Annotated in this window: 25 protein-coding genes and 1 tRNA gene; 19 read left to right on the top strand and 7 right to left on the bottom strand. The window is 65.3% G+C overall.

Going from position 1 to position 24,725, the window contains the following annotated elements; all coding sequences use genetic code 11:
* The first annotated feature begins 115 nt into the window (after positions 1-115).
* The 6 genes from P0Y59_12705 to P0Y59_12680 all read left to right on the top strand — a co-directional run bounded on the left by P0Y59_12705 (position 116) and on the right by P0Y59_12680 (position 6,227).
* Positions 116-1,357, top strand: a complete 1,242-nt coding sequence (locus P0Y59_12705; protein WEJ97827.1) for a multidrug effflux MFS transporter — start codon at positions 116-118, stop codon at positions 1,355-1,357.
* An 87-nt stretch (positions 1,358-1,444) separates the two neighbouring features.
* Positions 1,445-1,780 carry a DNA primase gene (locus P0Y59_12700; protein WEJ97826.1) on the top strand — a complete coding sequence of 112 codons (336 nt, stop codon included), beginning with the start codon at positions 1,445-1,447 and terminating at the stop codon, positions 1,778-1,780.
* 403 nt (positions 1,781-2,183) lie between these two features.
* Entirely contained in the window at positions 2,184-4,193 is a 2,010-nt protein-coding gene (locus tag P0Y59_12695; GenBank protein ID WEK02562.1) for a peptidase M13, read from the top strand.
* A gap of 179 nt (positions 4,194-4,372) precedes the next feature.
* Entirely contained in the window at positions 4,373-4,816 is a 444-nt protein-coding gene (locus P0Y59_12690; protein WEJ97825.1) for a biopolymer transporter ExbD, read from the top strand.
* Between the two features lie 113 nt (positions 4,817-4,929).
* Entirely contained in the window at positions 4,930-5,856 is a 927-nt protein-coding gene (locus P0Y59_12685) for an MliC family protein (GenBank protein ID WEJ97824.1), read from the top strand.
* 35 nt (positions 5,857-5,891) lie between these two features.
* A complete protein-coding gene (locus P0Y59_12680) occupies positions 5,892-6,227 on the top strand; it encodes a DMT family protein (GenBank protein ID WEJ97823.1) in 336 nt (111 codons plus the stop codon).
* On the opposite strand, the gene P0Y59_12675 is transcribed toward P0Y59_12680, so the two are convergent.
* Positions 6,224-6,442: a hypothetical protein gene (locus tag P0Y59_12675; GenBank protein ID WEJ97822.1), complete on the bottom strand. Its 219-nt coding sequence runs from the start codon at positions 6,440-6,442 to the stop codon at positions 6,224-6,226. The two genes, P0Y59_12680 and P0Y59_12675, sit on opposite strands and share 4 nt — an antisense overlap.
* A gap of 58 nt (positions 6,443-6,500) precedes the next feature.
* Positions 6,501-6,686 carry a hypothetical protein gene (locus P0Y59_12670; GenBank protein WEJ97821.1) on the bottom strand — a complete coding sequence of 62 codons (186 nt, stop codon included), beginning with the start codon at positions 6,684-6,686 and terminating at the stop codon, positions 6,501-6,503.
* Positions 6,687-6,755: 69 nt separating this feature from the next.
* On the opposite strand from P0Y59_12670, the gene P0Y59_12665 reads away from it, so the two are divergent.
* Positions 6,756-7,463, top strand: a complete 708-nt coding sequence (locus tag P0Y59_12665) for a Crp/Fnr family transcriptional regulator (GenBank protein ID WEJ97820.1) — start codon at positions 6,756-6,758, stop codon at positions 7,461-7,463.
* A 39-nt stretch (positions 7,464-7,502) separates the two neighbouring features.
* Here the strand turns inward: P0Y59_12665 and P0Y59_12660 are convergent, their stop codons facing one another.
* Positions 7,503-8,183 (bottom strand): alpha/beta hydrolase, encoded by a 681-nt coding sequence (locus tag P0Y59_12660; GenBank protein WEJ97819.1) that lies wholly within the window; start codon positions 8,181-8,183, stop codon positions 7,503-7,505.
* Positions 8,184-8,433: 250 nt separating this feature from the next.
* On the opposite strand from P0Y59_12660, the gene P0Y59_12655 reads away from it, so the two are divergent.
* From P0Y59_12655 to proC, 5 genes are all read left to right on the top strand, one after another.
* Positions 8,434-9,192 carry a TlyA family RNA methyltransferase gene (locus P0Y59_12655; protein ID WEJ97818.1) on the top strand — a complete coding sequence of 253 codons (759 nt, stop codon included), beginning with the start codon at positions 8,434-8,436 and terminating at the stop codon, positions 9,190-9,192.
* A 115-nt stretch (positions 9,193-9,307) separates the two neighbouring features.
* Positions 9,308-9,865: a tryptophan-rich sensory protein gene (locus tag P0Y59_12650; protein WEJ97817.1), complete on the top strand. Its 558-nt coding sequence runs from the start codon at positions 9,308-9,310 to the stop codon at positions 9,863-9,865.
* A 22-nt stretch (positions 9,866-9,887) separates the two neighbouring features.
* Entirely contained in the window at positions 9,888-10,166 is a 279-nt protein-coding gene (locus tag P0Y59_12645; protein WEJ97816.1) for an accessory factor UbiK family protein, read from the top strand.
* 109 nt (positions 10,167-10,275) lie between these two features.
* A complete protein-coding gene (locus P0Y59_12640) occupies positions 10,276-10,776 on the top strand; it encodes a YbjN domain-containing protein (protein ID WEK02561.1) in 501 nt (166 codons plus the stop codon).
* Entirely contained in the window at positions 10,773-11,573 is an 801-nt protein-coding gene (proC, locus tag P0Y59_12635) for a pyrroline-5-carboxylate reductase (GenBank protein ID WEJ97815.1), read from the top strand. Before P0Y59_12640 ends, proC begins: the two co-directional genes overlap by 4 nt.
* A 25-nt stretch (positions 11,574-11,598) precedes the next feature.
* On the opposite strand, the gene P0Y59_12630 is transcribed toward proC, so the two are convergent.
* Positions 11,599-12,087, bottom strand: a complete 489-nt coding sequence (locus tag P0Y59_12630) for a helix-turn-helix domain-containing protein (protein WEJ97814.1) — start codon at positions 12,085-12,087, stop codon at positions 11,599-11,601.
* 71 nt (positions 12,088-12,158) lie between these two features.
* Between P0Y59_12630 and P0Y59_12625 the strand changes: the two genes are divergently transcribed.
* Positions 12,159-13,277, top strand: coding sequence for a branched-chain amino acid aminotransferase (locus P0Y59_12625; GenBank protein WEJ97813.1), 1,119 nt, complete (start codon positions 12,159-12,161; stop codon positions 13,275-13,277).
* Between the two features lie 91 nt (positions 13,278-13,368).
* Positions 13,369-13,443, top strand: a tRNA-Gln gene (locus P0Y59_12620).
* A gap of 33 nt (positions 13,444-13,476) precedes the next feature.
* Here P0Y59_12620 and P0Y59_12615 read toward each other — a convergent pair.
* From P0Y59_12615 to P0Y59_12605, 3 genes are all read right to left on the bottom strand, one after another.
* The gene (locus P0Y59_12615) at positions 13,477-16,185 is read right to left on the bottom strand and encodes a PAS domain S-box protein (protein WEJ97812.1); all 2,709 of its coding nucleotides are present in this window, start codon (positions 16,183-16,185) and stop codon (positions 13,477-13,479) included.
* Positions 16,186-16,308: 123 nt separating this feature from the next.
* Positions 16,309-18,546, bottom strand: coding sequence for a TonB-dependent receptor (locus P0Y59_12610; protein ID WEJ97811.1), 2,238 nt, complete (start codon positions 18,544-18,546; stop codon positions 16,309-16,311).
* 59 nt (positions 18,547-18,605) lie between these two features.
* Positions 18,606-18,992 carry a hypothetical protein gene (locus P0Y59_12605; GenBank protein ID WEJ97810.1) on the bottom strand — a complete coding sequence of 129 codons (387 nt, stop codon included), beginning with the start codon at positions 18,990-18,992 and terminating at the stop codon, positions 18,606-18,608.
* Positions 18,993-19,115: 123 nt separating this feature from the next.
* Here P0Y59_12605 and P0Y59_12600 point away from each other — a divergent pair, with 123 nt between their 5' ends.
* The 5 genes from P0Y59_12600 to P0Y59_12580 are packed head-to-tail and all read left to right on the top strand — an operon-like array spanning position 19,116 to position 24,720.
* Complete coding sequence (locus tag P0Y59_12600) at positions 19,116-19,736, top strand: CerR family C-terminal domain-containing protein (GenBank protein ID WEJ97809.1); 621 nt, start codon at positions 19,116-19,118, stop codon at positions 19,734-19,736.
* Positions 19,733-20,740, top strand: coding sequence for an HlyD family efflux transporter periplasmic adaptor subunit (locus tag P0Y59_12595; protein ID WEJ97808.1), 1,008 nt, complete (start codon positions 19,733-19,735; stop codon positions 20,738-20,740). Before P0Y59_12600 ends, P0Y59_12595 begins: the two co-directional genes overlap by 4 nt.
* Before the next feature lie 4 nt (positions 20,741-20,744).
* Entirely contained in the window at positions 20,745-22,475 is a 1,731-nt protein-coding gene (locus P0Y59_12590) for an ATP-binding cassette domain-containing protein (GenBank protein ID WEJ97807.1), read from the top strand.
* Entirely contained in the window at positions 22,472-23,611 is a 1,140-nt protein-coding gene (locus tag P0Y59_12585) for an ABC transporter permease (GenBank protein ID WEJ97806.1), read from the top strand. Before P0Y59_12590 ends, P0Y59_12585 begins: the two co-directional genes overlap by 4 nt.
* Positions 23,611-24,720 carry an ABC transporter permease gene (locus P0Y59_12580; protein ID WEJ97805.1) on the top strand — a complete coding sequence of 370 codons (1,110 nt, stop codon included), beginning with the start codon at positions 23,611-23,613 and terminating at the stop codon, positions 24,718-24,720. The genes P0Y59_12585 and P0Y59_12580 overlap by 1 nt, the downstream gene beginning before the upstream one ends.
* Positions 24,721-24,725 lie beyond the last annotated feature (5 nt).

The raw sequence follows: 24,725 nt of genomic DNA, 5'->3' as shown, positions 1-24,725 counted from the left end.
GGAATCTCCACGGTGAATTAGTTATATAACACACTAGACATAAGCCCGCCGGACGTCAAGTTTTTCCGGCCCGTCGGGGGTGACCTTCGAAGGCTCATCTGCGACAGGCCCCGGCATGACTGGCGCTCCATCCCCCGAATCCACCGACACGGCACCCCGCAGCGGCGCGCCTATCGGCTTTCGCGAGTTCGTCGTGATGGTCGCCGGGCTGATGGCGCTGGGCGCGATCGGCGTCGACATGATGCTGCCGGTGCTGCCGGCGATCGGCGAGCGGCTTGGCGTCGCGACCGAGAATGAGCGGCAATATGTCATCGCGATCTACCTGATCGGGCTTGGCGCCGGTCAGTTGATCCACGGCCCGCTGGCCGACCGGTTCGGACGGCGGCCGGTGATGATGGCCGCGCTGTTCCTTTATGGAATAGCCAATGCCGTGGCGGCGTTGTCGGGAAGCTTCGAACTGCTGCTGACCGCGCGATTGCTCGGCGGCAGCGCGGTGGCGGCGACGCGGGTGGTGACGATCGCGATCGTGCGCGACTGCTATTCCGGCCGGCCCATGGCGCGGGTGATGAGCCTGGCGATCATCGTCTTCATGATCGCGCCGGTGGTGGCGCCGACTCTTGGGCAGGCGATCCTGTTCTTCGGATCGTGGCGGCTGATCTTCAGCGTGATCGCCGTGCTGACCGCAATCGTGCTGGTCTGGTTCGCGCTGCGCATGCCCGAGACGCTTGCGGGAGATCGTGTGCCGTTCTCGGTTGAGCGTCTGGTCGAGGGCTATCGGATGACGCTTACCGACCGTTGGTCGCTCGGCTACACGCTGGCGGGCGCGACGCTTCAGGGCGCGCTGTTCGCGTACATTACGTCTGTGCAGCAGATCGTGACGACGGTGTTCAACGCCGAAAAGCATCTGAACCTGGTTTTTGCGGGCACCGCGGGAATGATGGCGGTCGCGAACCTGGTCAATTCGCGGGTGGTGATGCGGCTTGGCTCGCGCTTCCTGTCCCATAGTGCGGTGGCCTTGCTGATCCTGATTTCCGGGGCGAACGTGGCGATCTGGTTCCTGGGCGGCGAAAACCTGATCCTGTTCGTGATCCTGCAGGCACTGACCATGGGGTGCTTCGGCCTGGCGAATGCGAATTTCAACGCGATGGCGATGCAGGACATGGGCGGGATCGCCGGGACGGCATCGAGCGTGCAAGGCTTTATCAGCGTGACGCTCGGCGCGGTGATCGGCATGTCGATCGGACAGTCGTTCGCCGGAACGACCCTGCCGCTGCATTTCGGCACGCTGTGCTGCGCGCTGGTCACGCTGGGCATCATTGCCGTGACCGAGCGTGGAAGGTTGTTCCGGCCACATTGAGCGCGCTTCGTCGCAAGGCGGTGGAACCGCTTTGAGATAGTCTCGTTCGCCTCATGATTCCGCAATCGCGCGGCTGGGAGACGGATGATGAGCATTGGTGGCTATCAGGTGCCAGGCGAAGGCACCGGCGACGACGGTTTCGACGAGGAAGGCTATGATGAAAGCCAGCGTGCGGAGATCCTGGAGGTCACGCGCGACGGCCCGACCGACGGCACGATCCTGACCGACATTTCTCCGGACATCGGCGATGACGATGACGACGACGATCCCGAAATGGACAGCGACGAAGTCGGCGACGAGGACGAGGATGCCGACGAGAGCGAGGACGACCAGACCGAGGACGACCTCCAGGAGGATTTCGACGAGGACGATGTCGACGAGGAGGATCTGGGTGACGCCGACGATGCGGCGCTGAGGCCCTGAATCCTGCGCGGCGGGTCCGGTTGACCCGCCCTCGCCACGCTGAATCGGAACGGGCGGGACGGGGGCCATTCGCATGGCGACGGCGATCGGCTTGCTGCGCGCGGCAAGGGGCGGCGCCTGAAATACGGGGGCGGAAATATGGCGAATGACGGACGGCCGAGGTTGGGCGCCCCTCATGAGCCCGCCCGCGAAGAATCTCGGCGGCGGCGATTGCGGGGCTGCGGGGCATCATGCAGATACGGGGCATATCGATGCGGTTCATCCTGACCGCATCCTGCCTGGTTCTGCTGGAGAGTCGTTCGTGAAGAAGAAACTCGCACTGGCCGCGTCGCTCGTCGCGCTGGCCGTCGCCGCCCCCGTCATCGCGCAAGGAGATCATTCGTGTCTCGATGATGCCTGCACGATGGAATCCCTGATCGCCGATACGCCCGCCGCCGGAGACGATGCCGCGGTGCCGACGCGTTACGGCACCTGGGGTTTCGATCTGGCCGGCATGGACAAGGGCGTGAAGCCCGGCGACGACTGGTTCCGCTATGTGAACGGGACCTGGGCGAAGAATACGCAGATCCCCGCCGACCGTTCTTCCTATGGCGCATTCGCGGTGCTGCGCGACCTGTCCGAGTCGCGGTTGCACACGCTTGTCGGCGGGTATCAGGTTGGCGATACCGCGCATGTCGACCGTGCCAAGGTCGCGACCCTGTACAAGGCCTTCATGGATGAGGCGGCGATCGAGCGCGCCGACGCAGCGCCGCTGACGGAGCGTCTCGCGGCGGTCAAGGCGGCGAAGACGAAGGACGATGTCGCGGTCCTGATGGGCAAGTCGATGGGCGGCTTCGGCGCCAGCTTCTTCGGCTCCGGCGTGAGCGACGATGCCAAGCAGCCTGACATCTACTCGCTGTACCTGCGTCAGTCGGGTCTCGGCCTCGGCGACCGCGATCTCTACCTCGATGCCAAGTTCGCGCCGCAGGTGGCGCGATACCAGCAATATGTCGTGCAGATGCTCGGCATGGCGGGCTGGCCCGAGCCCGAGGCGGCCGCGGCGAAGATTGTCGCGATGGAAACCAGGATCGCTCAGGCGCACTGGACGCGCGCGCAGAGCCGGGATCGCGACAAGACCTATAACCTGATGACGCTTGCCCAGCTTCAACAGGCGGCGCCGGGTTTCCCCTGGCAGATTTTCTGGAATGCCTCAGGGATCGGCAAGGCCGAGCGGGCGATCGTCGCGCAGAACACAGCCTTTCCCAAGATCGCCGAGGTCTTCGCCACGACTGACCTCGACACGCTGAAGGCCTGGGAAGCTTTCCGTACCGCCGACGATATCGCGCCGCTCCTGTCGAAGCGGTTCGTCGACGCCGAATTCGATTTCCGTTCCAAGTTCCTCAACGGCCAGCCCGAGCAGCGGGTGCGCTGGAAGCGCGGCGTTGCCTTTGTCGAGCGCGCGATGGGTGAGTCGATCGGGCGCGATTATGTCGCGCTCTATTTCCCGCCTTCGTCCAAGGCGAAGATGGACCAGCTGGTCGGCAACCTGCGCACTTCGCTTGGCGGGCGTATCCGCAACCTCGCCTGGATGGGCCCCGAGACCAAGCAGGAGGCACTTGCCAAGCTCGACAACTTCACCGTCAAGATCGGCTATCCCGGCAAATGGCGCGACTATGACGGGCTGGCCGTCACGCCGGGTGATCTGGTGGGCAATGCCGAGCGGTCGGCCCGGTTCGAATGGGATTACCGCCGCAACCGGATGGGCAACCAGGTCGACAAGGCCGAATGGGGCATGACCCCGCAGACGGTGAACGCCTACTACAACTCGGTGAAGAACGAGATCGTCTTCCCGGCGGCGATCCTGCAGGCTCCGTTCTTCGATCCACAAGCCGATGATGCGGTCAACTATGGCGGGATCGGCGGCGTGATCGGGCATGAGATCAGCCACGGTTTCGACGATCAGGGACGCAAATCGGACGGCAAGGGCGTGCTGCGCGATTGGTGGACGCCTGTTGATGCGGCCAAGTTCGAGGTGCAGGCAGTGAAGCTGGGCGCGCAATATGAGGCGTACAGCTTCGACGGATTGCCGGGCGTCCATATCAATGGCCGTGCATCGATGGGCGAGAATATCGGCGATCTGGGCGGTGTGCTGATCTCGCTCGATGCCTATCACCAGTCGCTCGGCGGCAAGCCTGCACCGACGATCGACGGACTGACCGGCGACCAGCGCTTCTTCCTCGGCTGGGGGCAGGTGTGGCGTACCTTGTTCCGTACCGAGGCGCTGCGTCAGCAGCTCGTCAGCGATCCGCATTCGCCGGGGCAGATCCGCGCGATCAACCCGCTGCGCAATGTCGACGCGTGGTATGCGGCGTTCGATGTGAAACCGGGCGACAAGCAATATATCGCGCCGGCCGACCGCGTCCGGATCTGGTAGGGTCTATCCTCTCCCGTCAGCGGATCGCATCCAGGTTCGATCCACCGACGGGAGTGATCGCCAGGCCCGTTTGACGTACCGGGCGCCCCGCTCGCGGGCGCGCTCGATACGCGACTTATCCGCTTGCCGTGCTCACTTCTCATGATATGGTGTAACGTCACCATATCGAGGAGGACATGATGAGCGCACGAGCCCTGGCTTTCCGCCGGTCACAAATGCATGAGCCCGAACCTCTCTCGGCGCTGAACATCACGCCGTTGATCGACGTCCTGCTTGTCCTGATCGTCACGCTGATCCTCACCATCCCGATGATGACTCACAAGGTGCCGATCGACCTTCCGACCGGTGGCAAGCCGACTACTGAATCCAACGTGATTCATCGGATCGATCTCAACGCCGCCGGCCACATATCCCTTGATGGGGCGCCGGTCGACCTGGCGGGCCTGCGGGCGCGTCTCGATGCCATCCGTGCGGATCCCAATGTGCAACTTCAGTTCAGCACTGACGGCGCGGCGCGGTACGAGCGGTTCGACCAGACGCTGGCGGTGATCAAGCGGGCTGGCATCACGAAGCTCGGTTTCGTCGGGAACGAACGCTTTCGCAATTTCGATGCTGTCGAGTGAGCGGCATGGCGTGAGGATTGACCAGTGAGGATCGGCGGATAAGGGTTGGCGGGGAACGTTGCCGCGTGGCACGGCGTTGGGCGTTCCCCTTCCACCGACAAGGTTCGATCCTCATGCGGTATCTCGTTGTGCTTCCCTTGATCCTCGCCGCCGGCTGCTCGCCCGACAGGCCAGCGGGTGGGAATAGCGTGGATATCAACGCAGCCGCCGTGCAGGCTCAGGGCAGCGTCGATGCCTATGCCAATGGCCAGACCGCGGAGCGGGTCGCGCCTGCCGTCGAACCCGCGCCGGTCGCGACCGCGACGCCAGCCCCGTTGACGCCACCGGAACCCGGCATGCCCGGTGGGCTGCCTGACGATCGCACGCCGATCTCCGAAGCGCCCTTCACGCCCGACAGCGCACAGGGCGCGGCCAACGTCGTCCAGACCTATTACGCGCTGCTCGGCGAGGGCAAATATCGCCAGGCCTGGGCACTGTGGGATGATGGCGGAAAAGCGTCGGGGATGAGCGCGGACGCCTTTGCCGCGAGCTTCGCCAGATATTCCGAATATCACGCCAATATCGGCGCGCCGGGCGAGGTCGATGCGGGTGCCGGCCAGCGCCATGTCACGGTGCCGGTGCAGGTCTACGGGCGGCTGAAACAGGGCGCCGTGCCGGTCTATCTGCTGGGCAGCGCAACACTTCACCGTGTAGGCGATATCGATGGAGCCACGCCCGCGCAGAAAAGCTGGCATATCAGCAGCGTGGACCTCAAGCCGAGCCAGGGCGGCAAGCCGACGCCGGTGGCCGCCATTCCGGCGGCCGACATCGTGACCGCGCGCTATCGCTGCATCGACGGCAGCCGGATCGATGTCCGCTTCGACAATGGCGCCGATACAGCGACGGTGCGCTCGGCCGGCAAAGTCGTGGCGGTGCTCAAGGGCCAGCGACCCGCCTCGGGCATCTGGTATGCTGCTCGCGGCTATGAGTTGCGCGGCAAGGGGCGGGACGCGACTTTCACCCAGCCCAAAATGCCCCCGTTGGCTTGCCGTTCCAGCTAGTGCGGGCATAGCGGGATATCCGGAGGATCCTGCCCGTGCCCACTATCCTGCTGCTCGTCGCGTCCAACTGCTTCATGACGATTGCCTGGTACTGGCATCTGAAGGGCGGGATGACGAAACCGTTGATCTGGGTGATCCTGATCAGCTGGGGCATCGCCCTGTTCGAATATTGCCTCGCGGTGCCCGCCAACCGGCTTGGCTACGCTTCGGGCTGGAGCGGCGGGCAGCTCAAGGTGGCGCAGGAAGTGATAACGCTGCTGGTGTTCGGCGTCTTCATGGTCGCAGTGCTGGGCGAGCCGCTGAGCTGGCGGCATGCGGGCGCGTTCCTGTGCCTGATCGGCGCCGCTGCGTTCCTGTTCGCCGGGCGTTAGTTGGCGTTGAGGGCGGCGGCGAGTGCGACGAGGTCGCTGTTCTGAACGGCCTCTCCGGTCGCATCGGTCGGTACTGCGGCCGGTACTGCGGCGGCAGATTGATTGTCAGGTGGACGGGAAGGAGCGTAGCCGGCGACGTCGACCGCTGTCCACAAGATGCCACCCGCCCAGACCAGCGCCGCCCAGCGGCTGCGGAAGAGTTTGGCGAAGGGCATTGCCTCCGATGGCATGAAGACGGTTAAGGCGGCCTTCCGTGCTGTGGTAAACGGCAGTCTATTTGGGCGATTTGGTTTGCCTCGACTGCCGCTGCGCTTCGTCGGCTGCGGCGGCGATTGCGCTGGCCGATTTAGACGCCGCATCGGGAGTGAAGGAAACCGCAAGGCCATCGGGTCCGTCGAGCATCACCTCGCCCTGCTCTGCGGTCACCGTCGTTGGGACGTCATGGGCCTTGGTCGGCATGGCGAAATAACCTTTCCCGGATTAACAAAAACGCAGGCGCGACCGGGACGGTTCCGATAAGGTATGGAAATGTACACGCGAAATTTCCTGAAAACCCACCAGACCCCGAAGCTTAGCGAAGCCGAGGCTGCATCGCTGGAAGCCGCGGTAGGGCGTACCGCTGAATTCAGGGCGAAGCAGATCATCGTGCGCCAGCAGGTGCCGCTGACTCAATGCACCCTGCTGCTCGAAGGCTTTGTCGAGCGCTACAAGGATACGCCGGAGGGCCGTCGGCAGATCCTCGCGATCCACGTGCCGGGCGATTTCGTGGATCTGCACAGCTATCCGTTGAAGCGGCTCGAACATTCGGTTGCCGCGCTGACGGCGGTGAAGGTCGCCCTGTTCCCGCATCCGGCGATCCGTGCGCTGACGGAGCAGTCGCCGACATTGACTGAATTGCTGTGGCGATCGACGCTGATCGATGCCGCGATCAACCGCGAATGGATCGTGTCGATCGGCGCGCGCTCCGCGGCGGTGCGGCTCGCGCACCTGTTCTGCGAGATGTACATGCGGCTCCAGCGCGTCGGCATGACCGACGGCATGCGCTTCGCCTTCCCGCTGACCCAGATCGACCTCGCCGATGCGACAGGGCTGACGCCGGTCCATGCCAATCGCATGCTGCGGCAGTTGCGCGAACAGGGGCTGGTCGAGTTCCGTGCTGGCACCGCCACGATCCTCGACTGGGCTGCCTTGCGCAGCTTTGCCGAATTCGACCCGGGCTATCTGTTCCTGGAGTGATCTTTCAGCGCCTCCCCCGAAGGGAAGGAGCCTGTGCCGCTACCGTGCGCTTTCGCCCAGATAATGAGCCTGTGCCGCATCCGTCGCGTTGACCGCGAGGATCGAGCGCGCGTCGCCGGGCGGGCGGGGGCGGCCCTTGCGGTCGCCGGCGGCATGGATGACTCGATCGAGCAGTTCCTGCCCCTCGCTCCACCAGCCAATCCCGCTGGCCGCGTTGATATGGCCCTGTTCGCCGGCATCGACGAAATGGCTGCCCCATGTCGCCGCGAGGCTATGGGCCCGCTCGATCGTGATCCAGGGATCGTCGCGGCTGGCGACGAGGATCGACGGGAAGGGCAGCGGGGCGATCGGTGTGGGCGCGAACGCCTTCAGATCGACCTGCGCATCCGGGAGGTCGACATCGGCCGGTGCGACCAGCAGCGCGCCGGCGACCGGCCAGCCATAGGGCTGGCGCGTGAGCTCGGCCCACCAGGCGACGGCGAGACAGCCAAGGCTGTGCGCGGCGAGGATGACCGGCGCCTGCGCCGATCGGATCGCCTGGTCGAGCTTGGTCACCCAGGCGTTGCGATGCGGGGTATTCCACATGCCGAGCTCGACGCGGACGGTATCCGGCCGGGCGCTTTCCCACAGGCTTTGCCAGTGCGAAGGGCCGGATCCGCCGAGACCGGGGACGGTCAGGATCGTTGGTTGGGCCGGGTCGTGGGGCGAAAAGCTTCCCATCGTGCGCACTCCTTCAACAGGGGGAGAGACGTGGCCGCTCGAAGCTCTAGGGGGACGCCGGGCGACCACGCCTCCCGCCCTGAAACTTATTCCTACTAATTAGATAGGCAATAGCTACTGCGACCAAATGCGCAGTCATTGCGACAGTCCGAAACGGACCCATGATGGGTCGGGAACGGTGCGGGCCGGCAGGGCTTTCGCTCGGTCTGGCGAGGCTATCCCGGCGCGATCCGGCTTGCTACGGCGGGGCATGGCCAAGCTTCGCGCCGATCAGGTCCTTGTCGATCGCGGCCTTGCCGAGAGCCGGACGCGCGCGCAGGCGCTGATCATGGCCGGGCTGGTCTTCGCGGGTGACCGCAAGATCGACAAGCCGGGGCAGCAGGTCGCGGGGGACGTCGTGCTCGATGTACGCGGGCGCGATCATCCCTGGGTCTCGCGTGGCGGGATCAAGCTGGCGCATGGGCTCGATCATTTCGGCTGGGACGTGAAGGGTGCGGTCGCCATCGACGTCGGCTCTTCGACCGGTGGCTTCACCGACGTGCTGCTCACGCGCGGCGCGGCGCGGGTCTATGCGGTCGACAGCGGCACCAACCAGCTCGCTTGGAAGCTGCGCCAGGATCAGCGCGTGATCGTCCACGAACAGACAAGCGCGCGGATCCTGACGGCGACGCATATTCCCGAGCGGGTCGACCTGATCGTGTGCGATGCGAGTTTCATCGGCCTTGCCAAGGTGCTCGACGTGCCGATGGGGTTCGCGAAGGAAGAGGCACGATTGCTCGCGCTGGTGAAGCCGCAATTCGAGGCGGGGCGGGAGGAAGTCGGGAAAGGCGGCGTGGTGCGCGACCCGGCCGTGCATGCGCGTGTCTGCGCTGAGGTTTCAGCCTGGGTGCAATCGCGCGGCTGGCAAGTCGAGGGCATTGCCGAGAGCCCGATCACTGGCCCGGAAGGCAATATCGAGTTCCTGCTGGCGGCGAAACGAGTCGGCGGAAACCCGCCTGAAACGGAGTGAGACAGATTCCGTTCGCACGTGCGAAATTTATCCGATGAATTGCCTCCGCCTTCTTCTATAGTGGATCGCCAACTGTTCGCGCGAACGGTGCGGGGGACTGGAAGGGTTTGGAAGCTTGAGGGAAATCGCATCGAAACAGCAGCTCCGGCTGGCGTTCATGCGCTGGGCGGTCGTCACCGTCCCGTTCATCCTGCTGCTCGGGTTCACATCGGCCCGGCTGGCGCCGAGTGGTTCGGCCAACAGCTGGTATGCCGCGCTCGTCAAACCCGCCGAGACGCCGCCCGACTGGGCCTTCCCGGCTGCCTGGACCACGATCTATATCCTGATGGGCGTGGCGCTGGCGATGATCATCCATGCACGCGGATCGCGGCTGCGCGGCCCCGCGATCACCCTGTTCGCGGTCCAGATGGCGGTGAACCTGGTCTGGTCGCCCCTGTTCTTCGGCATGCACCAGGTGACATGGTCACTGGTGACGATCGGCGTGATGTTCGTACTCGCCCTCGCTACGACGATGCTGTTCGGGCGGATTCGGTCGAGCGCGGCGTGGCTGTTGGTGCCGTATCTGGCATGGCTGGTCTATGCCGGGCTGCTGATGTACCGGATCGCCGAGCTCAATCCCGGGGCCGAAACCCTTGTGCCGTCGTCCTCGACGTCCCAGATCATCAATATCTGAACGCCATTTGCGAGATCACCCGATGCAGTCCGACAACAAGATTTTCGACGATTTCGTGAAGTTCATGAACGGCGCCGCCGGTACGCTGGCCGGCATGGGTCGTGAAGCTGAGCAGGGCGCCCGGTCCAGGGCCAAGGAGTGGATCGGCGGTCTCGATTTCGTCAGCCGCGACGAGTTCGAGGCGGTGAAGGCCATGGCCGCGGCCGCCCGCGACGATGCGGATGCGCTGCGCGCGCGGCTCGACGCGCTCGAGGCCAAGGCAGCCCCGGCCGCCCCCAAGAAGACCAAAGCAGGAGCCTGACGATCTTTTCCACAGTTTTTTCTACAGGCCTATCCACCCCCGCCTTGTGCGTTCGACAGTATCGCGGCACCAGATATGGTGTCATGATCGTAGCGGGAGGCATGGCGTGATGCTCGACGAAGCCGATTACGAACGCGACGACGCCGCGCCCATCGATATGCTCGAAAGCTATTTCGCGGCGCATGGCTGGGAACATGAGCGCCAGGACGACGAGGTCATCGCCAAGGTAAAGGGCAGCTGGACTCAATATGAGCTCCGGGCGCTGTGGCGTGACGAAGACAGCGTCATCCAGTTCCTCGCCTTCCCGGATATCCGTGTCACGGACGAGCGCCGAAGTGCGATCTACGAGGCGATCGGGCTGATCAACGAGCAACTCTGGGTCGGGCATTTCGAGCTTTGGTCGTCCAGCGGCATCCTGCTCTATCGCCATGCCGCGATGATCGAGGGCGAGAACGGCACCATGTCGCTCGGCGCGGCTGAACTGCTGGTCGAATCGGCGATCGACGAGTGCGAGCGCTTCTATCCCGTGTTCCAGTTCGTGCTGTGGGGCGGCAAGACGCCCAAGGAAGCTCTCGCGGCGGCGATGACCGAGACCCAGGGCGAGGCGTGAGCCTGGAGAATCTCTGGCTGATCGGCTGCGGCAACATGGGCGGTGCGATGCTGCGCCGCTGGATCGCCTCCGGTGTGGTCGCGGCGGATCGGGTCGACGTCGTCAACCGTGCCGATCGCGATCTGCCGGAGGGTGTACGGCAGGCGCGCGAACTGCCCGAAGGGCCTTTGCCCGACATGGTGATGCTGGGGATGAAGCCCCAGCAGCTTGACGAGATTGCGGGCCGCTTCGCCGGCCGGCTCGCGGGCGTGCCGGTGCTGGTCTCGATCCTCGCGGGTGTTGAGGGTACCGCGCTGGCCAGGCGATTCGATGCCGGGGCGATCGTGCGGGCGATGCCCAATCTGCCGGTGGGGATCGGCCGGGGGGTGGTCGGGCTTCATTCGGACGATGCCGACGCGAAGGCGCGCGACTCGGTCTCGGCACTGATGGCGCCGCTTGGCCTTGTCGAGTGGATTGCTGATGAGGGCCTGTTCGACGTCGTGACCGCGCTTGCGGGAAGCGGGCCGGGTTTCCTCTACCGTGTCATCGATGCGCTGGCCCAGGGCGGCATCGCGCTCGGCCTGCCCGCCGATCAGGCGCAGCGCATGGCGATCGCCACGGTCGAGGGATCCGCCATGCTGGCAGCGGAAGCCGATGTTTCGCCCGCCATGCTGGCGGATCGCGTCGCGAGCCCTGGCGGCTCGACTCGCGCGGGGCTGAATGTCCTCGATCGCGACGATGCGTTGAAGACTTTGCTGCGCGAAACCCTCGCCGCATCAACACGCCGTAACGCTGAAATGGCGGACGCGGCGCGCTAGGCTCCGTACCGCATCCGCGGCAAGGTCAGGCGCGCAGGCCCTCGATACGGGGGCGTTCGTTTTCAGGGATCAGTCCTTCGAGCACTGCCCAGAAGCCGCTGACGGCTGATTGCCCGGCGCTGGCATAAGCTGAGGACAGTCGCTCCCGCAGCGCCTCGAACAGCTCGTTCTCGAGCGCCTTTCCGGCATCCGTCAGGCGCAACAGGCGTTGCCGCCGGTCGCGTTCGCCCGGTCGCGTCTCGACCAGCCCGCGATCGCCCAGTTCGGTCAGGACGCGGCCGAGCGACTGCTTGGTAATCGCGAGGAGCGCAAGCAGATCGCTGACGGTCATGTCGGGCTGGCGCGCGATGAAATAGAGCGCGCGGTGGTGCGCCCGGCCGAGGCCCTGGGCCGCAAGCCCGCGATCGATCGCGCGCGTGAGGTGGCTGTTGCCGAAGTAGAGCAACTCCATGCCGCGGCGGAGCTCGGGCTCTCGCAGGAAAAGCGGCGATGCTGACGTTGATGGGGCTGCCATGTTGACCGGATTTGGTCGCTTCCCTACTAGGCTTCAACCCAGAAATTGTAACAAATTGTAAGAACGGAACCATGCTCGACATAACCATCGACGGACGCGCGGGCGCTGGCCTGACCTTTACGCACGTGCCGCATCAGGCGCCCGTCGATGTGAACGAGCGTGCGTGCCTTCTTGAAAACCCCGGATTCGGGCGAGTCTTCACTGACCATATGGTGACGATCCGCTACAATGAGACCGAGGGATGGCATGACGCGCGCGTCGAGCCACGGGCACCGTTCCAGATGGATGCGTCCTCTGCCGTGCTGCATTACGCGCAGGAGATTTTCGAAGGCATGAAGGCCTATCGCCTCGCCGATGGTGGCACGGCGCTGTTCAGGCCCGAGGCCAATGCTGCGCGTTTCCGCAGCTCGGCCCAGCGGATGGCGATGGCTGAATTGCCCGAGGACCTCTTCCTCGAATCGATTCGGCAGCTCGTGCGGATCGATCACGAGTGGATCCCGACGGCTGGCGGCGGTTCGCTTTATCTGCGGCCGTTCATGATTGCGAGCGAGGTGTTCCTCGGGGTCAAGCCATCGGCCGAGTATATCTATGCGGTGATCGCGTCGTCGGTCGGGGCCTATTTCAAGGGCGGCGCGTCGGCAGTCACCTTGTGGGTGTCGCAAGACTATACCCGCGCCGCGCCCGGCGGGACCGGCGCCGCGAAGTGCGGCGGCAACTATGCCACCAGCCTCGTCGCGCAGGCGGAGGCGATTCGCCAGGGCTGCGACCAGGTGCTGTTCCTCGATGCGGCCGAACGCCGCTGGATCGAGGAACTCGGTGGCATGAACATCTTTTTCGTGTTCGATGACGGCACGCTCGTCACCCCGCCGCTGACCGGCACGATCCTGCCCGGCATCACCCGGGATTCGATCCTGACGCTGGCGCGCGACATGGGGCTGACCGCGCGCGAGGAACCTTATTCGATCGATCAGTGCCGCGCCGATGCGGAAAGCGGCCGGCTGCGCGAGGCGTTTGCCTGCGGCACCGCCGCGGTGGTCGCGCCGATCGGCCAGATGAAGATGCGTGGCGGCGATTTCACCATCGGCACCGGCGGTCCGGGCCAGACGACGTTGCGCATGCTCAACGCGCTGACCGATATCCAGCGCGCCAACGCGCCTGATCCGCACGGATGGCTGGATCGGCTCGACTGAGTCGATAGAGCCGTTGCGGGAATCGAGCGCGGTCCCTAAAGGGCTGCGCTCCGGGACTTCCGTCAAAGCGCTGTTTTGACGGAATCCCTGCTGGGGCGTCGCCAAGTGGTAAGGCAGCGGCTTTTGATGCCGCCATTCGCAGGTTCGAACCCTGCCGCCCCAGCCAGTCTCCTCCTCCTGTCCGGCACCGGCCGGTACGTCACGCCCCTTCTTCACCCGGATTGTCTTCGGCGACGGGCAGGGTGAAGCGGAATGACGCGCCGTGGCCGGGCAGATTCTCCCCGACCAGCGTGCCGCCATGCGCTTCGACGATGCGGCGGGAGATCGACAGGCCGATGCCCATGCCGCTCTCGGGCTTGGTCGTCGAAAAACGCTCATAGAGGTTGTCGAGGATCTCGGCGGGGATGCCGGGGCCGTTGTCGCTCAGTTCGATCTCGACCATCGCATCGTCGAGCCGCCGCGACCTGATCGAGATGCGCCGCTTGGCGCGGGGCAGGTCGCGCAGCGCCTCGATCGCGTTGCGAAGCAGGTTGACCAGGACCTGCTGCACCTGGACCCGGTCGGCGAAGATGCGGGGCGCGGCGGGATCGAAATCGAAATCGAGACGGGTGTCGAACGGGCGGGTGCCGACCATCACCAGATCGACCGTGTCGCGGACCAGCTCGGCCAGCGACTCGGCCTGCATGTCGACGTCGCGCTTCGCCATGAACGCGCGCATGCGGCGAATGATCTCGCCGGCGCGAAGCGTCTGCTCGCCACCCATCCTGAGCAGGTCGATGATCGCCGGGGGATCACCACCACGCTCGGTCATTATCCGAGCGGTGGCGACGAGATTGGAAACGGCGGTGAGCGGCTGGTTGAGCTCATGGGCGAGATCCGCCGCGAGCTCGCTCATCGCGCCCTGGCGCGCCAGATGCGCCAGCTCGTTGTTGAGGTCGCTCATCCGCTCTTCGGTGACGAGGCGTTCGGAAATGTCAGTGAAGAACATGGTGACGCGAAGCTCCCCGCCGGATCGCGCGATCCCGACCTCGATCTCCGCCGGGAACACGCGCCCGTCTGCGGTAAGGCCGGTGCCCGGCACGGTCCGGCCGACTGCGCTGGTCTTTCCCGTCTCGACATAGTTGCGCAGCGCGGCGGCATAGCGCTGACCTTCCTCCTCCGTCGCCAGCATCGAGAAGTTCCTGCCAAGCACTTCGTCGGCGCGATATCCCCAGATACGTTCCGCCGTGCTGCTGAAGTTCTGGATGTCGCCATGCTCGTCGATCACGACCATCGCCTCTGGCACCGTCTCAAGGATCGAACGGAGTTGTGCCTCACGTGCGCGCAGCGCTGCCTCGCGGGCATCGCGCTCGGTCGTCTCCAGGCAGACGCCCACGGTGCGAACCAGATTACCGTCATCGTCATAGATGCATTGGGACGATCCCTCGATAGACCGTGAAAGCTCGTCGACCGGGCGGAGGCGATAGCGGAAGCTGAACTTGTCTGCGCGTGAGGCGATCGCCTCGGTCATCGTATCCAGCACGCTCTGCTCGTCCTCCGGCAGCATCAGCGCGCGCCAGCTTTCGAAGTCGCGCATCGTCCCGTTCTCGAAGCCTAGCCGCTGTTCGGCACCCGGCGACCAGTGGAACGCGCCGCTTGCGACATCCCATTCGAAAACCCCGACCTCATGGGCCGCCATTGCCAGGGCGAGGCGCTGCTCGCTTGCCCGAAGCGCTGCCTCGGCGTGGACGCGCTCGGTGATGTCGAGCAGCTTCAGGATGATCATCGATTCGCGATCCGGCATCTCGGCGGGCTGTTGCCGTTCGATCACATGGATTTCGCTGCCGTCGCGGTGGGTCTCGATCAGTTCCTGCTCATATTCCGATCCCATCAGCAGGAGGTCGGGTCTTTTGCCGCCCGCGCAGCGCGTGCGCAGCAATTCATATTTGCGCCGTCCCACTGCCTCCTCGCGCGAATAGCCGTACAGGCGTTCGCAGCCGACCGACCAATGCGCGATCACGCCATTGGGGAAGACGAGCGCGACGTTCGAGGTGTCGAGCGCACGGGCGAGGTAGGAAAGTTCCCCCTGCTGCTGCAGCATCCGGGAGGTCGCCCAGGCGAGCAGGCCGCCGACGATGAGGATATTGCCCGTGACCACCGCGACGTCGGCGCCGAGGTCCGACAACAGCTTGTGCCGGACGATCCCGGTTGCGACGAGCGAGGGCAGGATGGGGAGGATCAGGATCGCCGGAATCGCCCGTCGAAACGATCGCCATTCCTCGCCGCCGCCGGACAGGATCGTGATCCAGGCACGCTCGGATCGCGGGATGATCAGGGCGAAGGCGATGGCGATGCTGATCAGGCTGTCGGGCAGCGAGCTGAGAAACTCGGCTGACGCGCCGGCCTGGGCGGGGAGAAGCAGGATAATGAAGATGCCGGCAAGGGCGGCGAGCAACGCGGTGCCGGCAAGCAGGATGCTGACATCGTCGATCCGACGGGAACGGTGCGGGATGAGGAGGACGGCGAAGGAGAGCAGCAGCAGGGAGAACGCCGCACCGATCGAGGGAAGCCCGGGATATCGCAGGCCGGTGCGGGCAAGCTGGTTCGGGAAGAAGGGGTGGTACAGCTCGATCTGGATGGCCCCCATGTAGCGGAGCATCGTCCAGGTCGCGATCACGGTTGGCGCGACGGCGAGGAGCGTTGCCAGGCGCCTTTTCTCCAGGATCGGCGCGGCAGCGGCCAGTGCGAGGAACGCAAAGCCCACCGCTGCCCAGGGCCGGATCGGGAAGCCGGGGATGCCGAAAGTTTTCAGGGCGTCGCTGTCGATTACCCAGCCGCCAAAGCTGGCCGCGACAAGCAACAGCGCAAGGAGGATAAATCCTCCTGCCACCACCCTGGTTTTCAGCATCCCCCCGGACCCCGCGGTCATCATGCGCCCCACTCGCCCACGATGATACCCGATCGGGTTGATCTTTCGAGGGTCAATTATTCATAGCCCTTATTCGTGATCGAAGGTCGCTCGTATCCGTAAATATACGGAGGTGGCCCAAGATCAGAACATATAGGTCGCGTCAGCCGAGAAGGAGCGTTGCGGGAAGGGGTGGAAGAGAAAATATTTCTCGTTCCCGACATTGTCGACCCCGAGGCCGATCGACCAGCGCGGGGTCACCCTGAAGCTGGCGCGCATATCGATGACGGTATAGCTGGCAAAGCCCTGGAAGGTGTTGCCGATCACGTCCGTGTTATCGAGCGATCCGTACATCCGGCCGGCATGGCGCCCGGCCGCGGTGAGGGCGATCTGGTCGGTCGGGCGCCATGTCGCCACCAGCGACGCTTTCCAGTGCGGTACCGAAGGCAGGAGCTTGCCGACCGCGGCGGGCAGTGCCGCATCCCGGCGGGTCGTGGCGTCGGCATAGGTGACACTCCCCGAGAGATCGACGCGAGGCAGGATATCGGCGCGCTGGAACGCGAATTCGACACCCCGTGCACGGGTTCGGTCGATATTCTGGACAAAGGTGCCGACCTGTGGGGGCACCACCGGCAGCGGGCCAGTCTGGGAGATCAGCGCGTCCCTGATCGATTCGTTGAAGAAGGAAAGGCGGATCGAGCCACGCTCGTCATGCCGCTCGACCGCCAGTTCTTCGGAAAGTGCGTTCTCCGGCTTCAGGTTCGGATTGGGCACCGCCGCCACCGGCGTCGTCACGATCTGGTAGAGCTCGCCAGCCGTCGGAAAGCGATAGGCTTGGCCGAAGGAGAAGCGGACCGTCCAGTCGGCATCCGGATTCCACGCAAGCGAGGCCTTGGGCGAGAATCTGGCGGCCGACAGCAAAGGTTGCCGTACGATGGGGATCGACGGCGACAAGGAGAAGTTCATGCCATCATAAGCCTTCCACCATTCATAGCGCCCGCCCAGCGTCAGGGTGACCGCTGGCAGCAGTTTCCAGGCGTCTTGCACCCAGAGCGCGGCGGTGCGGGTCTTGCCCTTCGACTGGAGATTGAGTGCGCCCTGACCACCATCGATCCAGTTGGTCGTGGCGAACCGGTTGCTGTTGATGTCGAACCAGTCGGCATGCGCACCGAAGCTGATGGTGTGGGTCGCGTCCGGATCGGACCGCCACATGCCCTTGGCGTCGATCGTCTTCCATCCGGTGCCGTCGAGCCGGGTGATCGTGCCCGGGCCGCCATTCTGGGCGGCGGGCAGCGTTCCCGTCGGGATGCGCTGCACGTCACGATCGAAATCGTAGAGGGTGCCGATCACCTGCCAGTCGAACCGGTCGCCGCTGCCGCTTGCAGAGAGGCTGTGCGACCAATGGCGCTGGTCCGCATGATAGACGCCGCTTGAAAAGGCGCTGGTATAGGTCGTGCCGCCTGCGTTGGAGATATAGCTTTCGGCAGTGGAGTCGGTCCTGTTGAGAAACAGGGCGCCGACATAGGTCAGGCGCACGCCCGGTGTGATATCAAGCGCGGCCTTCAGCTTGATTCGATCCTGCCGCTGATGTTCGAAGCCGCTGGCACCGAGCACGCGGATCGGCATGTTCGTGCGATTCACGTCGGCATAGCCGCCGGTCGTGCCGGCCGGCTGCGTGGCGGCCGTGACATAGGTCAGCGGCTGGCCATCGCTCGTGACGTGATCGATGCTGGCAAACAGTGCGAGCGGTCCGAACCGGTCGCCGATCGTCCCGCCGATCTGATAGGCGGGGAGTGTCCGGTCGGTGCCATATTGCCCGAACTTCTGAATGGTCGTGCCCGCTGTCACGCTGCCCTCAAGCCTGTCCGGCAGGCGCGTCGTGATGTTGACCACGGCACCGATCGAGTTGCCGGCATAGGCGGCCGAGAAGGGGCCGTAGAGGACATCGATCCGCTCGATCTCCTGCGGGCTGACGAGACCCCAGCGTGGCGAGGCGATGGTGTTGTTGTTGCCGATCAGCGACGAAAGCAGGGCGCCATCGACATAGATCAGGCTGCGGGCGCTGGCACCGAGGCCGGAAGTGCGGGTGGCGAGTGGCGCCTGGGTATCACCGATATGGCGTTTGCGGACGATCAGGCTTGGCAGATATTTGATCGTGTCCTCGACATTCCTGGCATTGATCGTGTCGCCGATCGTATCGGCGGAGACGGTTGCCGTCGTCGCCGGTGGATTCTCGATCGGCCTGGGCCGGCGGGTACCCGTCACCAGGACGTCGCGCTGGTCCTTGTCTTCGGCGCGCGCGCCGCACGATGGCAGGAAAGCCGCCAGACAGGCGACGATCATGGAGGCGCGCGACGGCCCGCGCGGAAATCGAGTGTTCATTGAACGATCCGTTCTGCCGACAGGGTTCGAAGGCCGCGCGGGAACGCGGTCCGGCGATATCAGGCGAGGATCGGCGGGCCGGTCTTCGGAGGTGGCGGCGCCGCGAGGCCGAGGCCTGGCTGCGCGAAGGCACGAGATTGCGGGCGCACGCCCATTTCGATGATCGTCGGCGCGCCGGGATGGAGGATCGCGGCGAGGTCGACCGCTGCGCTGGCGGCGGCGAAGGCGCAGGGATGGTCGGGCGCCTTTTCCTGATGCCGGCCGTCGTCATGTGAAGTTCGCCCGCTCGCAGGATCCATTCGCACGGGCATTGGCATTGGCATGGCACCCTGGCCACTGCACATCGTGATCGTCGGGAGCGCGCCGTTCGAACCCGGCATCAGCATGAAGCCCGACGGAACCGCCAGGCGGATCGCGAGCGCGCAGGCGATCAGGGCGAGCGCCATGCCGCGAAATCGGCCGTGAGGGAGCGGATCGCGCATTGGGGCAGGCGTAAAAGGGGCCATGCGGCGAAACAAGCAGAGGTGCAGCCGTTGCATTGTTCGTTCGATCGAACTAACAATTGTTTCGTGAAAAGCGAACCTCTTCTCGATACCGCGATCGAACAATTCGGCCGTCATGGCTTCGAAGGGGCAAGCACGCGCCAGATAGCCAAGGCGTCGGGTGCGGCGATGTCCTCGATCACCTATCATTTCGGCGGCAAGGAGGGCCTGTACCTCGCCGCCGCGGACCGGATCGGCCAGGGCATATCGGAACTCCAGGCGCCGGTGTTCGCTGCTGCCCGGGCGGCGGCGATCGAATCGCGCGATCAGGCGGTGGAGTGGTTGCTCCGCCTGATCGACGGCTTCGCCCAGATGATGCTGCGCCCGGAAACGGAGACTTGGGCACGCTTCATCATTCGCGAGCAGCTCGATCCGACCGAGGCGTTCGAGCGCATCTATCGCGGCGCGATGGAGCCGCTGGCCGACACTTTCGTCGCCCTCCTGGCGGGTATCCGCACCGATCTCCCCGATCGCGAGGTCCGCGCCCTCGCGCTGCTGTTCTTCGGCCAGGCGCTGGTATTGCGTGCCGGTCGTGCCTCGGTCTGCCGGGTGATGGGCGTCGAGCGGATCGATGAGGACACCGCCACCTTGCTGCGCGCCCGATTGCGCGCGAACGTGCACTGCATCCTGATGGAGAAGCTGGTATGAACCGCCGCATCATCGTGTTGATCGTCGTTGCCGTCGCCCTTGTCATCGCCGGCATCGCGACCCGAGGCTTCGGTATCTTCCCGCGCGCCGGGGAGGGTGAGCTGACCCTGCACGGCAATGTCGATATCCGCGAGGTCGACATGGCCTTTCGTGTCGGCGGGCGGATCAGCGGTATCGCGGTGGAGGAGGGGGCAAAGGTTCGCCAGGGCCAGCCGCTTGCCACGCTCGACACCGCGACGCTCGACAGCCGGATCGGCCAGGCGGACGCCCAGCTCGCCCAGTCCCAGGCGCAGCTCGCCAAGCTACGCAACGGCAACCGCAGCCAGGATATCGCCCAGGCTCGCGCTCGTGTCGCCGCGGCGCAGGCAGTGATGGAGAATAGCGAGCGGGATTATCGCCGCCGCGAGCCGCTGGTCGGTCCCGGCGCGATCAGCCATGATGTCTGGGACAAGACCGTCGCCGACCGTGACCGCGCCCGCGCTCAGCTTGCCGAGGCTCGGCAGGGCCTGTCGCTGCTCGCGGCGGGATCGCGCATTGAGGATATCGACGCGGCCAGGGCGCAGGTCCAGGCGGCGGCCGAGGCGCGGCGCAATGCGGCGACGGACCTGTCGGACACACGGCTGGTCGCGGCAACGGCCGGGACGGTGGTGACCCGCGCACGAGAGCCGGGTGCGATCGTCCAGCCCGGCGAGACGGTGCTGACCCTGTCGATCGACCGGCCGCTGCGGGTGCGTGCCTATATCGATGAAACGGCACTTAGCCGGATCAGCCCCGGCATGGCGGTGCAGGTTACCGCTGACGGCAACCCCCGGACCTATCGCGGCACGATCGGGTATATTTCGCCGCGATCGGAATTCACGCCCAAGTCGGTCGAGACCGAGAGCCTGCGAACCGACCTGGTCTATCGCCTGCGCGTCATCGTGACCGATCCCGACGACGCGCTGCGCCAGGGCCAGCCGGTCACGGTGCGCGTGCCCGGCGCCCGCCCGGCGCATCGGAACTAGGCCGGTGGCTGACGCCGTCGCCAGCGCTGAAGGACTGGTCAAGCGCTTCGGCGCGGGCCATCCGGCGCTCGACGGTGTGAAGCTGTCGATCGTGCCGGGGCGGCTGACCGGACTCGTCGGGCCGGACGGCGCCGGAAAGACGACGCTCATCCGCATCCTTGCCGGACTGATGGCGCCTACCGAAGGCAGGGTCGAGCTGCTCGGAGGGGCGCCGGTCGATGCGCTTGGCGATCTCGGTTACATGCCCCAGCGCTTCGGCCTCTACGAAGACCTGACGGTGATCGAGAACCTGACGCTCTATGCGCGGGTCCGCGACCTGCCCGAGGACGAGCATCGGGCGACCTTTGACCGGTTGCTGGATTTCACCGACCTCAGGCGATTCCAGGACAGGCTGGCAGGCAAGCTGTCGGGCGGCATGAAGCAGAAGCTCGGCCTGGCCTGTGCGCTGGTGCGTACCCCGAAAGTGCTGCTGCTTGATGAACCCAGCGTCGGTGTCGACCCGGTGTCCCGGCGCGAGCTCTGGTCGATGGTTGGTGAACTGACCGGCGAGGGCATCGGTGTGCTCTGGTCGACCGCCTATCTCGACGAGGCTGAGAAATGCGACTGGGTGTATCTGCTCAGCGAAGGAAAGCTGCTGTTCGAGGGCCCGCCGGCCGACCTGACCGGCAAGGTGAAGGACCGGGTGATCCGCGTGACCGGGTTCGAGGAACGGCGGCGTCAGTTCCTGACTCATGCGCTCGATCGCGACGATGTGATCGACGGATCGATCCAGGGGCGGTCGGTTCGGCTTCTGCTCGCCAGGGACGTGGCGGTGCCCGATGCGGCGGCGTTCAATGCGGGGCCGAAGACCAAGGTCGGGAAAGCGGAGCCACGCTTCGAGGACGGCTTTATCGAGATACTGGGCGGTGGGCCGCCGGGGACGAGCGCGCTCGCCCATGCCTATCGCACGATCGAGCAGACCGAGACGCCGGCGATCGAAGCCAGGGGGCTGACCAGGCGCTTCGGCGATTTTACCGCCGCGCACGACATCGAGTTCGAAATCCCGCGCGGGCAGATCTTCGGGCTGCTCGGGCCTAACGGCGCGGGCAAGTCGACTACGTTCAAGATGCTGTGCGGGCTGCTGACGCCGACCAGCGGGACGGGATCGGTCGCGGGGAACGACCTGCGTCTGGCGCGGGCGGATGCGCGTGCCTCGCTTGGCTACATGGCGCAGAAATTCTCGCTTTATGGCGATCTCAGCATCCGGCAGAATCTCGATTTCTTCGCCGGCGCCTATGATCTCGACCGGGCGCGAGCAAGGCGCGCGATCGAGGAGATGATCCACATCTTCGCGCTGGGCGAGCATATCGACGAAAATGCCGGGCTGTTGCCGCTAGGCATCAAGCAGCGGCTCGCCCTGGCCTGCGCGGTGATGCATCAGCCCCCGGTGCTGTTCCTTGACGAGCCGACCTCCGGTGTCGACCCGGTGGCGCGACGGGAGTTCTGGACTCATATCAACGGGCTGGTCGAGAAGGGCGTGACCGTTCTGGTCACCACGCACTTCATGGACGAAGCCGAATATTGCGACCGGGTGACGCTGATCTACCGGTCGGAGCAGATCGCGACCGGCACGCCCGATGCGTTGAAGGCCGATGCAGCGAAGATCGCGGGCGTCGAGGACCCGACGATGGAGGATGCCTTCATCGCGCTGATCGAGCAATCGGATCGCAACCGCGATACGGTGCAAGCGGCATGAGCAAGGCGGGCATCCGCTTCGACCCGCGCCGGCTGGCGGCGCTGGTGCGCAAGGAGGGCACGCAGATCATGCGCGATCCCTCCACCTTCCTGATCGCCTTCGTCCTGCCGCTGATCCTGCTGTTCCTGTTCGGCTATGCGGTGTCGCTCGACACGCCGCGCACCCGCATCGCGCTTGTGCTGGAGGACAGCAGCGCGCCGGCCCTGGATCTTGCCCAGGCCTATCGGAACTCGCCCTATTTCGATGTGGCCATGGCAAGGTCGGTGGCTGACGTACGCGGCATGATGGTCGATGGCGCTGTCCGCGCGATCATCGTCATCCCGCAGGATTTCGGGAAAGGCGCGACACGCGGCAAGGCGCCCCCGATCCAGATCATCACTGACGGGTCCCAGCCCAACACCGCCAGTTTCGCGGCCGCCTATGGCGAGGGCGTGCGGGCGAGCTGGGCCGCCGCGGAGGGACCGGATGGAGGAGCGAGCCAGGTGGCGCCGCCGATCGGCGTCAACCCACGCTATTGGTACAATCCCGGCCTGCGCAGCCGTTTCTTCCTCGTTCCCGGTTCCATCGCGATCGTGATGACGATGATCGGAACCTTGCTGACCGCGCTGGTCGTCGCGCGCGAATGGGAACGCGGCACGATGGAGGCGATGATGGCGACGCCGATCAGCATGGCCGAGTTCATCGCCAGCAAGGTCATTCCCTATTTCCTGCTAGGCCTTGCCTCAATGGCGCTGTGCAGCGTGCTCGCGGTGGTCGCGTTCGGCGTGCCGTTTCGTGGATCGGTGGTCGCGCTGTTCGCGATCGCCTCGGCTTTCCTGATGCCGGCCCTGGGGCTCGGCCTGTTCATCTCGTCAGCCACCAAGAACCAGTTCGTGGCGAGCCAGGTCGCGCTGCTCGCCGCCTTCCTGCCTACCTTCCTGCTCTCCGGCTTCCTGTTCGAGATCGCGTCCATGCCCTGGCCGATCCGGCTCATCACCTATGCAGTGCCGGCGCGGTATCTGATCCCGTCGCTCCAGACGGTGTTCCTGGCGGGTGACCTATGGGCGCTGATCCTGCCGAACATCGCGATCATGCTCGGTTTCGGGGCGCTGTTCTTCTTCCTCAGCTTCCGGGCCACGCGCAGGAGTCTCGACTGATGCGGCGGCTTCGGGCGATGATCGTCAAGGAGATCTGGGCGGTGCTGCGCGATCCGAAGGCGCGGCTCGTGCTGGTGCTGCCGCCGTTGATCCAGCTTTTCATCTTCACCTTCGCCACCACGCTCGAAGTCCGCAATGTCGATATCGGGATCCTCGACCGCAGCAGCGGCGTGCACAGTGCGGAGATCGTATCGCGCATCTCGGGCAGCCCGAACTTCCGGACGATCCGCCGGCTGAACTCGCCCGAGGCACTGGAGCAGGCGGTCGACCGGCAGGAAGTGATCGCCGCCGTGGTGATCGACGAGGATTTCGACCGGGCGGTGACGGCCCACCAGCCGGCGACGATCGGCGTGGTGCTCGATGGCCGCCGATCGAACGCGGCGCAGATCGTCTCGGGCTATCTCTCGCAGATCGCGGGGAGCGTGGGTGCCGATCTCGCCCCGCGGTCGCAGGGGAGCGGGGATGCCAGCGGTGGCAGCGTCGTGACCAACTGGTACAACCCGTCGCTCGACTATATCTGGTTCACCCTGCCGTCGCTGGTCGCGATCATCACCTCGGTGGCGGGGTTGTCCATAACTTCGCAAACCATTGCGCGAGAGCGGGAGCTTGGCACGTTCGACCAGCTGATGGTCTCGCCGCTCCGCGTGCACGAGGTGCTGATCGGCAAGATGGTTCCGCCACTGCTGGTCGGGCTGTTCAACGGCACGCTCTACCTGATCGTCGCGCCGCTGATATTCGGGGTACCGTTCACCGGGTCGCTGATCCTCTTCTATCTCTCGCTGACCGCGTACATGCTCGCGCTGATCGGGGTGGGGATGCTCGTATCGGCAGCGTCGGCAACCCAGCAACAGGCGTTCCTCGGGTCCTTCCTGGTGACCACACCGCTGATCCTGCTGTCGGGCTATGCCAGTCCAATCGACAATATGCCGGGCTGGCTGCAGGTCGTGACCTACGCCAATCCCGCCCGTTATTTCCTGGTCATCGTCCAGGGCCTGTTCCTCAAGGCGATGCCGGCCGCCGCGGTGTTCCATCAGCTCTGGCCGCTCGTCATCATCGCCTGCGTCACCTTGAGCGCGGCCGCGTGGCTGTTCCGCGCCCGGATGGAGTGATCCCC

Source organism: Candidatus Sphingomonas phytovorans (assembly GCA_029202385.1).
Classification (GTDB): Bacteria; Pseudomonadota; Alphaproteobacteria; order Sphingomonadales; family Sphingomonadaceae; genus Sphingomonas; species Sphingomonas phytovorans.
This window is presented reverse-complemented; position numbering and strand designations above follow the sequence as displayed.

What these genes read in the sequence shown, in the direction of transcription:
- P0Y59_12705 (WEJ97827.1), top strand. Translation starts at nt 116, where the DNA reads ATGACTGGCGCTCCATCCCCCGAATCCACCGACACGGCACCCCGCAGC.
- P0Y59_12700 (WEJ97826.1), top strand. Translation starts at nt 1,445, where the DNA reads ATGAGCATTGGTGGCTATCAGGTGCCAGGCGAAGGCACCGGCGACGAC.
- P0Y59_12695 (WEK02562.1), top strand. Translation starts at nt 2,184, where the DNA reads ATGGAATCCCTGATCGCCGATACGCCCGCCGCCGGAGACGATGCCGCG.
- P0Y59_12690 (WEJ97825.1), top strand. Translation starts at nt 4,373, where the DNA reads ATGAGCGCACGAGCCCTGGCTTTCCGCCGGTCACAAATGCATGAGCCC.
- P0Y59_12685 (WEJ97824.1), top strand. Translation starts at nt 4,930, where the DNA reads ATGCGGTATCTCGTTGTGCTTCCCTTGATCCTCGCCGCCGGCTGCTCG.
- P0Y59_12675 (WEJ97822.1), bottom strand. Translation starts at nt 6,442, where the DNA reads ATGCCCTTCGCCAAACTCTTCCGCAGCCGCTGGGCGGCGCTGGTCTGG.
- P0Y59_12670 (WEJ97821.1), bottom strand. Translation starts at nt 6,686, where the DNA reads ATGCCGACCAAGGCCCATGACGTCCCAACGACGGTGACCGCAGAGCAG.
- P0Y59_12665 (WEJ97820.1), top strand. Translation starts at nt 6,756, where the DNA reads ATGTACACGCGAAATTTCCTGAAAACCCACCAGACCCCGAAGCTTAGC.
- P0Y59_12660 (WEJ97819.1), bottom strand. Translation starts at nt 8,183, where the DNA reads ATGGGAAGCTTTTCGCCCCACGACCCGGCCCAACCAACGATCCTGACC.
- P0Y59_12655 (WEJ97818.1), top strand. Translation starts at nt 8,434, where the DNA reads ATGGCCAAGCTTCGCGCCGATCAGGTCCTTGTCGATCGCGGCCTTGCC.
- P0Y59_12645 (WEJ97816.1), top strand. Translation starts at nt 9,888, where the DNA reads ATGCAGTCCGACAACAAGATTTTCGACGATTTCGTGAAGTTCATGAAC.
- P0Y59_12640 (WEK02561.1), top strand. Translation starts at nt 10,276, where the DNA reads ATGCTCGACGAAGCCGATTACGAACGCGACGACGCCGCGCCCATCGAT.
- P0Y59_12630 (WEJ97814.1), bottom strand. Translation starts at nt 12,087, where the DNA reads ATGGCAGCCCCATCAACGTCAGCATCGCCGCTTTTCCTGCGAGAGCCC.
- P0Y59_12625 (WEJ97813.1), top strand. Translation starts at nt 12,159, where the DNA reads ATGCTCGACATAACCATCGACGGACGCGCGGGCGCTGGCCTGACCTTT.
- P0Y59_12615 (WEJ97812.1), bottom strand. Translation starts at nt 16,185, where the DNA reads ATGACCGCGGGGTCCGGGGGGATGCTGAAAACCAGGGTGGTGGCAGGA.
- P0Y59_12610 (WEJ97811.1), bottom strand. Translation starts at nt 18,546, where the DNA reads ATGAACACTCGATTTCCGCGCGGGCCGTCGCGCGCCTCCATGATCGTC.
- P0Y59_12605 (WEJ97810.1), bottom strand. Translation starts at nt 18,992, where the DNA reads ATGGCGCTCGCCCTGATCGCCTGCGCGCTCGCGATCCGCCTGGCGGTT.
- P0Y59_12595 (WEJ97808.1), top strand. Translation starts at nt 19,733, where the DNA reads ATGAACCGCCGCATCATCGTGTTGATCGTCGTTGCCGTCGCCCTTGTC.
- P0Y59_12585 (WEJ97806.1), top strand. Translation starts at nt 22,472, where the DNA reads ATGAGCAAGGCGGGCATCCGCTTCGACCCGCGCCGGCTGGCGGCGCTG.
- P0Y59_12580 (WEJ97805.1), top strand. Translation starts at nt 23,611, where the DNA reads ATGCGGCGGCTTCGGGCGATGATCGTCAAGGAGATCTGGGCGGTGCTG.